This is a genomic window from Streptomyces sp. WAC05292, from assembly GCF_003949955.1.
Lineage (GTDB): Bacteria > Actinomycetota > Actinomycetes > Streptomycetales > Streptomycetaceae > Streptomyces > Streptomyces globosus.
Window position 1 is genome coordinate 20,215 of record NZ_RPSE01000040.1, and the last position, 9,339, is coordinate 29,553.

Here is a 9,339-nt window from a genome sequence, read left to right on the forward strand (position 1 = left end):
GCCACTTCTGATTACTTTTCAGCGGGCGGAGAGCAGACCGGCCGCCATTCCGATGACGACCGGGGCGACCCCCACCGCCAGGAACGCGGGAAGGAAGCACAGCCCCACCGGAGCGCTGACGAGGACCGCGGCGCGCTGCGCCCGGGCCTGCGCCGACCGGGCGCGCTCCTCGCGCAGCGCGCCCGCCAGGCGGGCGGCCTGCCCGGCGGCCGGCGCCCCCGTGCGGGAGGCCCGCTCCAGGCACTGCGCGAGCGGGGCCGCACCGGGTATCCGGGCCAACCTGCCCCACGCGGCGCCGGGTTCACCGCCGAGCCGCACCTCCGCACCGGCCAGCGCCAGCGCCTCGCCGACGGGCCCGCCCAACGACTCGCCGACCGCCTCCGCGGCCTGCACCGGCCCGGCCCCGGCCGCCAGGCAGGCCGCCAGCAGGTCCGCGGCGAACGGCAGCCGGCGCTCCACCTCCCGCGGATCCACCGCCCCGGCAGGATCCGGCCGGGGCCGGCGCCGCAGCCGCCGTACCGCGAGGGCCGCCGCGCAGCCCGCCGGCGCGCCGACCGGGCCGCCGACGAGCAGCCAGACCGCGGCCAGTACCGCGGCCGGGACCGCCCACGCGGCAGCGGCGCTCCGAACCCGCGGTCCCGGGAGGGGCCGCCGCCGGACCGGCGGCAGCGCCAGCACGGAGGCCGTTCTGCGCCGGGCGGCCCGTATCCGGAGCCTCTCGGCGACCGCCGCGGCCGCGCACAGCAGAGCGGACGCAAGGCAGAGCACTGTCCCCAGCCTGTGGACGGCCAGCGCGCCCGTCACCGCTCCGCCTCCCGCACGATGCGGCCGCACCACAGCAGCCCCAGCCCCTCCAGCAGACTCCCCGCGACCAGGCACCCCCAGCCGACGTGGGTGTGCAGCAGCACCCGCAGCGGGTCCGCCCCCAGCCCCGAGCCGATCAGCAGCCCGACGAGCGGCAGCAGGGCGAGCACGGCCGTGGTCGACCTGGCTCCGGCCAGCTGGGCCCGCAGCGACTCCTGCCGGTCCCGCTCGGCGCGCAGGGCCCCCTCCAGCCGGTCCAGGCCGGCGGCCAGGCCCGCACCGCCGTCCACCGAGATCCGCCAGCAGGCCGCCATGCCGGCCAGCCCCTCCGCTCCCGGCTCCCGGGCCGCCTCCCGCAGGGCCGCCGGCACGTCCCCGCCGAACGCCGCTGCCGCCAGCACCGCCGTCTCCGCCGGCCCGGGCGCCCCGGGTCCGAGGGCCGACCTGCGCAGCGCCGCGGTGAGCGCCTGACCCGGCTGGGCTCCGGCCCGCAGCTCACCCACGGCGGCCCCGCACAGGGCGATGACCTCGGCCCGGCGCGCGGACCGCTCCCGCTGCCGCTGCCGCGCGCGCAGCCAGCGCCGCAGCAGCGGCACCGACGCCGCGCCCGCCGCCAGCGGGACCACCGACGCGCCGATCAGCGCGAGCACCAGCCCGGCGCCGAGGCCGGCCCACTCCCGCCGGCGCCGGGCCTGCACCCGGACCGCGGCCGCCCACACCTGCCCGCGCCCCGGCAGGCGCGGCTCGGCGCCGCCCCCGGCCGCGACGGCCCGGGCGCGGCGGGCAGCCCGCTCCCCGCCGGCCAGCGCCCAGACGGCCGCGGCCGCGCAGAGCACCCCGGCGAACACCGGCACGGGCACCGCCGCCGCGGCGCTCACCGCGCACCTCCCAGAAGCGGCCCCAGCCGCTCCCACCCCTGCTCCCGCACGAAACCGCGGGGGGACCAGCGCAGCGCGGGCGCCGTGACGACCAGGCCGGCGGCGTCCCGCTCCAGTACGTGCACCTCGGCCACCCGGCGCCGCCCGCCCCGCTCCCTGACCAGGTGGACCACGAGCGTGAGGGCGGCCGCCAACTGGCTGTGCAGGGCGGCCCGGTCGAGTCCGGCGGCGGTACCCAGCGCTTCGAGGCGGGCCGGGACGTGCGCCGCCGCATTGGCGTGGACAGTCCCGCAGCCACCCTCGTGACCGGTGTTCAGGGCTGCCAGCAGGTCGGTGACCTCGGCGCCCCTGACCTCGCCGACGACGAGCCGGTCCGGCCTCATCCGCAGAGCCTGCCGGACCAGGTCGGCCAGGGTGACGAGCCCCGCCCCCTCCTGGTTGGCGGGCCGCGTCTCCAGCCGCACCACGTGCGGGTGGTCGGGGCGCAGCTCGGCCGAATCCTCGGCGAGGACGATCCGCTCCCCCGGGCCGACGTGCCCGAGCAGGGCGCTGAGCAGGGTGGTCTTGCCGGTTCCGGTGCCGCCGGAGACCAGGAAGGACAGCCGCGCGCCGATGACGTCGTGGAAGAGGTGCTGTCCGCCGGGCGGCAGGGTCCCCGCCTCGACGAGCTCGTCCAGGGTGAAGGCCCGCGGCCGGACCACGCGCAGGGAGAGGCATGCGGAGCCGACGGCGACCGGGGGCAGCACCGCGTGCAGCCGGGTGCCGTCGGGCATGCGGGCGTCGACCCACGGGCGGGCGTCGTCGAGGCGCCGCCCCGCGACCGCGGCCAGCCGCTGGGCGAGCCGCCGGACGGCGTCCGCGTCGGGGAAGGTGACGGCGGTCAGTTCGAGCCCTCCGCCCCGGTCGACCCACACCCGGTCGGGAGCGGCCACCAGCACGTCGGTGACGGCGGGGTCGGCGAGAAGCGCCTCCAGGGGCCCCGCGCCGACGAGCTCGGACCGCAACTGGGCGGCGACACCGAGCACTTCGGCGTCGCCGAGGAGCCGGCCCTGGGCCCGCAGGGCCGCCGCCACCCGGGCCGGGGTCGGTTCGGCGCCCGTTTCGGCGAGCCGCTGGCGCACCGCCTCCAGGAGCACCGCGCTCATGCCGTCACCTCCCGGTCGGGTACGGGGCCCAGGGCCCGCCGCCAGAAGCCGTCGCAGAAGCGGGCGAGCGGCCCGCGGCCGTGCGCCCCGGGCGGCTCGCCCTCGGCGACGCGGCCCGGCAGGCCCACCTCGACCGGCACCTCGCCGGCGAGCGGCGCGCCCAGCAGCCCGGCCACCGCTTCGGCGTCGAGCCCGCCGGAGCAGCGGCCCCGTACGACCACGCGGACGTCCCGGGCGGCGAGGCGCACGCCTGCGGCGACCCGGCCGGCGGCGGCGACCGCACGCAGCTCGCCGGGGACGACCAGCAGGACGAGGTCGAGCTGCGCCAGGGCTTCGGCGACCGCCTCGTCGACGCGGCGCGGCAGGTCGACGACGACCACCCCGCCGCGCCGGCGGGCGGCGGCCACGACCGAGCGCACCGCGGCCGGCGGCACCGGCACCCGCTCGCCGCGGTCCCAGCTGAGCACGCGCAGCGCGTGCAGTTCGGGCAGCGACTCCTCCAGGGCTCCGGCGCCGACCCGGCCGCGGGAGCCCGCGAGGTCGGGCCAGCGCAGGCCTGCGGTGCTCTCGCCGCCGAGCAGGACGTCCAGCCCGCCGCCGAGGGGGTCTCCGTCGATGAGGACGGTCCGCTCCCCGGCCCGCGCGGCGCGGACGGCCAGGGCGCAGGCGAGGGTGGACGCTCCGGCGCCGCCGCTGCCGCCGATGACCCCGACGGCGAGGGCGCTTCGGCCGGCTCCCTCCGCCACGTCGGCGATGCGGTCGACGAGACGGCTCTCGGCTCCGGGGAGCCGCAGGACCTCCTCCGCGCCGATCTCCACCGCCCGCTGCCACACCGCCGGGTCGTCCTCGGCCGCCTCCCGGCCGACGAGGAGGACACCGCCGCGCCGCGGGGCTCCGCGGACCCTGCGGGCCGCGTCGTCCCCGACGAGGACGAGGGGTGCCGCCTCCCAGCCGGTGCCGGGTGGCGCGGCGGCGCGGCCGGCTCCGCTTCCGTTTGGCGCCGGCAGCCCGTGGTGCACGTACGGCTCGGCCCCCGCGGCGGCGCACAGCCGCAGCAGGTCGTCCAGGAGCAACGGGTCTTCGGTGATGATCAGTGGGCGCCCGCCCGGCGGCACCGCCCCGGCGGGGGGTTCCGCCGTCCGGATTCCGCCTGCCCCGACCCGGTTCGGCACTTTGCACGTCTTCGATCCAGCCACGATCTCCGGCCCCTTCTCGCTGCAAATCCCGGCGCCGCGTACTTCGCGGCCCGCAATCACCGTGCAGCGATCGGGAAAAAGAAGTGGATCTTGCTCGAAAACCGTGGACAACGGGAGCCTTGTGAATAACTCCGTCACCCTCGCAGGTGGGTTCCCCAGCGCTGCGGAACCATCACGCACCGTGACGAGTCCAGAGGGGTGGGGGCCGGCACCGCGCCGCCCCGGCACGAGGGGCAGGGGGCGGCAGTGAGCGGTGGAGACCGGCGGAAGGGACGCGAACCGCGTCCGGACATGCGACGACCCCCGCCGGGGGGGAGAGCGGGGGTCGTCCCCACGGTCCGACTCGGGGGGGGAGGAGCCAGACCGGGTTAGCACGGTCGCGAACGATCCGTGACTTCCATGGTGTACCCGAGAGGCTTCTCAGGCAAACCCACGCGCCACACCTTACGCCGAATGGTGGGCGCATATGCTCGGGGCGTGGAAATCCAGCCCTTGCCGCACTCGTCGCCCCGCACCGCAGCCTTCTTCGACCTGGACAAGACGGTCATTGCGAAGTCCAGCACGCTGACGTTCAGCAAGTCGTTCTACCACGGCGGTCTGATCAACCGCCGGGCCGTGCTGCGCACCGCCTACACCCAGTTCATCTACCTGGTCGGCGGCGCCGACCACGACCAGATGGAGCGCATGCGGGAGTACCTGTCCGCCCTGTGCAAGGGGTGGAACGTGCAGCAGGTGCGGGAGATCGTCGCGGAGACCCTGCACGACCTGATCGACCCGCTGATCTACGACGAGGCCGCGTCCCTCATCGAGGCCCACCACACGGCCGGCCGCGACGTGGTGATCGTCTCGACGTCCGGGGCGGAGGTCGTCGAGCCGATCGGCGAGATGCTCGGCGCCGACCGGGTCGTCGCCACGCGCATGGTGATCGGCGAGGACGGCTGCTTCACCGGCGACATCGAGTACTACGCGTACGGGCCCACCAAGGCGGAGGCGGTGCGGGAGCTCGCCGAGTCCGAGGGCTACGACCTCTCCCGCTGCTACGCGTACAGCGACTCGATCACCGACGTCCCGATGCTGGAGGCGGTCGGCCACCCGCACGCGGTCAACCCCGACCGGGCACTGCGGCGCGAAGCGGCGGCCCGCGAGTGGCCGGTCCTGGTCTTCAACCGGCCGGTGCGGCTCAAGCAGCGGCTGCCCGGGTTCTCCATGCCCGCGCGTCCGGCCCTGGTCGCCGCCGCGGCCGTCGGTGCGGCAGCCGCCACCGCCGGCCTGGTCTGGTACGCGAGCCGCCGCAAGGCCGGCGCCCTGGCCGCAGCGGCAGCCGGCGCCTGAGCCCCGCCGCACGCGCCGCGGCCCCGGGCCGGCCCGCCGGCATACGGTTGCCCGTTTCACCCCCGGACACCCCGTGCGTCCCGAAAAGTAAAAAAAGCAGTCAGGGGTTCCACTTATCCCGGAAGCGGAGTACAAAGGAGTCACGGCCCGCGAGACCGAAGAACATCCGAGAGGATCATCTTTAAGAACGCAGTAAGGCCCACGGACCGAATGCACGAACGCCGAGCACCCACGCGACGTCGACCCGTCGATTACGGGCCAGCCGCACCAGGTAACCGGGCAAAGACCCCGACCTGATGGGCACATATCGAGGACGCTTGGTAACCCGGCGGGAGTGCCAGCGGCGACACCACAGCAGGACGGTGTCGCCGCAACCCGTGCGCACGGGCCCCGGACGGGCGGGCCCTCGGCACCCGGCCCCCGCCGACGCCCTCAGGCCGCGCCGCGCTGGAGCGCCTCGCACACCGCCGTCGACTCCCGGACGCCCAGCTCGACCGCCCGGCCGCAGTGCGCGATCCAGCTGCCCATGCCCTCGGGCGTGCCCGACAGGTAGCCCTCGAAGGCCTCCAGGTAGGCGTCCCGCCCCTGTTCGGCGTGGCCGACCTCGGCAGGGCAGACGGCCTTCGGATCCAGACCGCTGTTGATCAGCACGATCCGCTCGGCGGTCCGCGCCACCAGCCCGTTGTGGGAGGCGAAGGGGCGCAGCGCCAGCAGTTCGCCGTGCACCACCGCCGCCATCACCAGCGCGGGGGCGGAGCTCCCGGCGAGGACCAGCCGGGACAGGCCGTCCAGCCGGCCCGCGACCTCGTCGGCCGACGGCAGCGGCTGCGCGACCAGGGGCTCGTCCACCGGCTCCCCGGCCAGGCGGGGGCGGCCCACGGCGTCGCCGTCGGCCGTGGAGCCCACCGCAACCAGGTGCAGGCGGGCGAGCACCCGCAGCGGCGACTGGCGCCAGATGCTGAGGAGTTGGCCCGCCTCCGCGGTGAGCCGCAGGGCGGCGCCGACCGTGCGCGCCTCCGCGTCCGCACTGAAGTCGGTGCGGCGGCGCACCTCCTCCAGTGCCCAGTCCGCCCCGGACAGGGCGGCAGTGGCGCGGGCGCCGCGCAGGGCGGCCTCGGAGGCGATCTCGCCGCTGCGCCGGCGCATGACGCGGTGCCCGTAGACCCGGTCCACGGCCTTGCGTACGGAATCCACGGCTTCGGTGACGCCCGGCAGGGTGCCCAGGGCGGCCAGCGGGTCGGCAGCGCTACTCATAGGTAGGGAGCCTACGCACTGCCGGGCCGTGCCACCGACCCCTCCTTGGAGTGGTCTTCCCCACTCACCCGCAGCACCCGCTGCGATCGAGCGGCTACCCTTCGTGAACATGAAGATCGCTTTCGTCGGAAAGGGAGGCAGCGGCAAGACCACCCTGTCCTCCCTGTTCATCCGCCACCTCGCCGCGGCGGGCGCGCCCGTCGTCGCCGTCGACGCGGACATCAACCAGCACCTCGGCGCCGCCCTCGGCCTCGACGACGCGCAGGCCGCCGCCCTCCCCGCGCTCGGCGCGCACCTGCCCCTCGTCAAGGAGTACCTGCGCGGCTCCAACCCGCGGATCGCGTCGGCCGATTCGATGATCAAGACGACACCTCCCGGCACCGGATCGCGCCTGCTGCGCGTCACCGAGGACAACCCTGTCTACGCGGCGTGCGCGCGGGAGGTGCCGCTCGACGGCGGGGCCGTACGGCTGATGGCCACGGGCCCGTTCACCGAATCGGACCTGGGGGTCGCCTGCTACCACTCGAAGGTCGGGGCGGTGGAGCTGTGCCTCAACCACCTGGTCGACGGGCCGGGCGAGTACGTGGTGGTGGACATGACCGCCGGCTCGGACTCCTTCGCGTCCGGCCTGTTCACCCGTTTCGACATGACCTTCCTGGTCGCCGAGCCGACCCGCAAGGGCGTCTCCGTCTACCGCCAGTACAAGGAGTACGCGCGGGACTTCGGGGTGGCGCTGAGGGTCGTGGGGAACAAGGTGCAGGGCGAGGACGACCTGGCGTTCCTGCGGGACGAGGTGGGCGAGGACCTGCTGGTGGCGGTCGGGCACTCGGACTGGGTGCGGGCGATGGAGAAGGGCCGCCCGGCGCCCTTCGCGCTGCTGGAGGAGGACAGCCGGCGGGCCCTGGGGGCGATCAGGGAGGCGGCCGATGCCTCGTACGCCCTGCGCGACTGGGAGCGCTACACGGCGCAGATGGTGCACTTCCACCTGCGCAACGCGCAGAGCTGGGGCAACGCCAGGACCGGGCTCGACCTGGCGGCCCAGGTCGACCCCGGTTTCGTCCTGCACGAGGGCTCCGGCGACGGGCCCGCGGCGGCGGACCTGCTCAGTCCTGCGCCGCTTCCCCTGCGGCAGGCCCCGCTGCCGGCTTGACCGCGGCTCCGGCGGACGGGGAGGCGGGCGCGGCCGCCAGGAACTTCTCCCAGCCCTCCTTGGGGGCCTCGCCCACGCCGAGGGTCCGCATCCGCTCCAGGACCTCGGGGTCCTGGGCGTCGAGCCAGTCGACCAGCTCGCGGAACGGCACGCAGCGGACCTCGGGGCGGGTGCAGGTGCCCTTGATGGTCTCCTCGACGGCCCGCATGTACGTGCCGCCGTTCCAGGACTCGAAGTGGTTGCCGATGATCAGCGGGGCGCGGTTGCCCTGGTAGGCGCGTTCGAAGGCCTGGAGGAGGCCGTCGCGCATCTGGTTGCCCCAGTAGACGTGCTGCGAGGGGTCGCCCTGGGTCGTCGTCCCGGACTGGTTCACGAGGTAGTTGTAGTCCATGCTCAGCGTCTCGAAGGCGCGGCCGGGCAGGGGCACGAGCTGGAGCGGGATGTCCCAGAGGCCCTCCGCCTTCTTGGGCCAGACCTGCTTGGAGATGCCGCTGGAGTCATAGCGGAAGCCCATGCCCTTGGCGGCGAGCATGAAGTTCTTCTGTCCTTCCAGGCAGGGGGTGCGGGCGCCGATGAGCTCCTTGTCGTAGTCGAACGGCAGCGCCGCCGCGTCCTTCAGGCCGGAGTTGGTCTTCCAGTTCTTGACGAAGGACTTGGCCTGGTTGATCTCGCTCTTCCACTCCTCGACGGACCAGGTGCCGACGCCCCCGTCGGGGCCGCAGAAGTGCCCGTTGAAGTGGGTGCCGATCTCGTTGCCCTCCAGCCAGGCGGCGCGGATCTGGGCGGCGGTGTCCTTGATGCCCTGGAGGTCGCCGAAGCCGATGTCGGAGCGGCCGGGCTCGTGCTGCGGCGCCACATAGAGGGAACGTTTCTCCTCCGGGAGCATGTACACGCCCGAGAGGAAGTACGTCATCCGGGCGTTGTACTTCTTGCCGACCTCGCGGAAGTGCGAGAAGAGCTTCTGGCTGTCCTCGCCTGCTCCGTCCCAGGAGAAGACCACGAACTGCGGGGGCTTCTCGCCGGGCTTCATCCGCCGCTGCGCGACCACATGGGGCTGCGGGCCGGTGTACGCGGTCGAGCCGTCGCCGATCGGCCGGTTGACGCTGCCGGGAGCCTCCGGCGCGGCCGCGCCCTTCTTCCCCCCCGGACCGCGGGAGGGGCCGGCGGACTCCGAACCGCTGCACCCGGCGGCGCCCAGCACCAGCGCCATGGCGACCAGGCCGCCGGCGGTCTTCTTCGTGGCGGCGATCATCCGTCCACCTCTCCTCGCTTGCCTCGCAGGATTTCGCTTCCGGACCGCAACGTCCCACGCCGTGCGACCCGGAGATGGTGTGACAAGCCGTAAAAAATGCTTATTCAGCAGGGAGGGGGAATCTCTAGGCCGTTTGCCCGTATTACCTTCCGCAGTGCTTTACTCAGCATTACCTTTCATTTACTGAGTGTTGAGACTGCCGTCGACGTCCGCGTCGAACGGCGACCGCATTCGACCGCAGACGACTGTTTTCCGCTGATTCCCGCCGCTTCATCCCTCACAGAGGAGACGGGACCCCGTGACAGCCACCTTCTCCAAGCCCCTCGCC

8 protein-coding genes are annotated in these 9,339 nt (G+C 74.6%); 2 read left to right on the forward strand and 6 right to left on the reverse strand.

The window, feature by feature from the left end; genetic code table 11:
* Positions 1-18 precede the first annotated feature (18 nt).
* From EF903_RS07735 to ssd, 4 genes are read right to left on the reverse strand one after another with little or no spacing between them, the layout of a single operon-like run.
* Positions 19-804 (reverse strand): type II secretion system F family protein, encoded by a 786-nt coding sequence (locus EF903_RS07735; RefSeq protein WP_125542218.1) that lies wholly within the window; start codon positions 802-804, stop codon positions 19-21.
* Complete coding sequence (locus EF903_RS07740; protein ID WP_260614937.1) at positions 801-1,682, reverse strand: type II secretion system F family protein; 882 nt, start codon at positions 1,680-1,682, stop codon at positions 801-803. Before EF903_RS07740 ends, EF903_RS07735 begins: the two co-directional genes overlap by 4 nt.
* Positions 1,679-2,827: a TadA family conjugal transfer-associated ATPase gene (locus EF903_RS07745; RefSeq protein ID WP_125542222.1), complete on the reverse strand. Its 1,149-nt coding sequence runs from the start codon at positions 2,825-2,827 to the stop codon at positions 1,679-1,681. The genes EF903_RS07740 and EF903_RS07745 overlap by 4 nt, the downstream gene beginning before the upstream one ends.
* Complete coding sequence (gene ssd, locus EF903_RS07750; RefSeq protein ID WP_399420345.1) at positions 2,824-3,999, reverse strand: septum site-determining protein Ssd; 1,176 nt, start codon at positions 3,997-3,999, stop codon at positions 2,824-2,826. Before ssd ends, EF903_RS07745 begins: the two co-directional genes overlap by 4 nt.
* A gap of 516 nt (positions 4,000-4,515) precedes the next feature.
* Here ssd and EF903_RS07755 point away from each other — a divergent pair.
* Positions 4,516-5,355 carry an HAD family hydrolase gene (locus EF903_RS07755; RefSeq protein WP_260614938.1) on the forward strand — a complete coding sequence of 280 codons (840 nt, stop codon included), beginning with the start codon at positions 4,516-4,518 and terminating at the stop codon, positions 5,353-5,355.
* Between the two features lie 432 nt (positions 5,356-5,787).
* On the opposite strand, the gene EF903_RS07760 is transcribed toward EF903_RS07755, so the two are convergent.
* On the reverse strand, positions 5,788-6,609 hold the full coding sequence (locus EF903_RS07760; protein WP_125542227.1) for an oxidoreductase: 822 nt from the start codon (positions 6,607-6,609) through the stop codon (positions 5,788-5,790).
* A 109-nt stretch (positions 6,610-6,718) separates the two neighbouring features.
* Here EF903_RS07760 and EF903_RS07765 point away from each other — a divergent pair, with 109 nt between their 5' ends.
* Positions 6,719-7,759 (forward strand): ATP-binding protein, encoded by a 1,041-nt coding sequence (locus EF903_RS07765; RefSeq protein ID WP_125542229.1) that lies wholly within the window; start codon positions 6,719-6,721, stop codon positions 7,757-7,759.
* Here EF903_RS07765 and EF903_RS07770 read toward each other — a convergent pair.
* Entirely contained in the window at positions 7,713-9,011 is a 1,299-nt protein-coding gene (locus tag EF903_RS07770) for a hypothetical protein (RefSeq protein ID WP_125542230.1), read from the reverse strand. The two genes, EF903_RS07765 and EF903_RS07770, sit on opposite strands and share 47 nt — an antisense overlap.
* Positions 9,012-9,339 lie beyond the last annotated feature (328 nt).

What these genes read in the sequence shown, in the direction of transcription:
- EF903_RS07760 (WP_125542227.1), bottom strand. Translation starts at nt 6,609, where the DNA reads ATGAGTAGCGCTGCCGACCCGCTGGCCGCCCTGGGCACCCTGCCGGGC.
- EF903_RS07745 (WP_125542222.1), bottom strand. Translation starts at nt 2,827, where the DNA reads ATGAGCGCGGTGCTCCTGGAGGCGGTGCGCCAGCGGCTCGCCGAAACG.
- EF903_RS07765 (WP_125542229.1), top strand. Translation starts at nt 6,719, where the DNA reads ATGAAGATCGCTTTCGTCGGAAAGGGAGGCAGCGGCAAGACCACCCTG.
- EF903_RS07770 (WP_125542230.1), bottom strand. Translation starts at nt 9,011, where the DNA reads ATGATCGCCGCCACGAAGAAGACCGCCGGCGGCCTGGTCGCCATGGCG.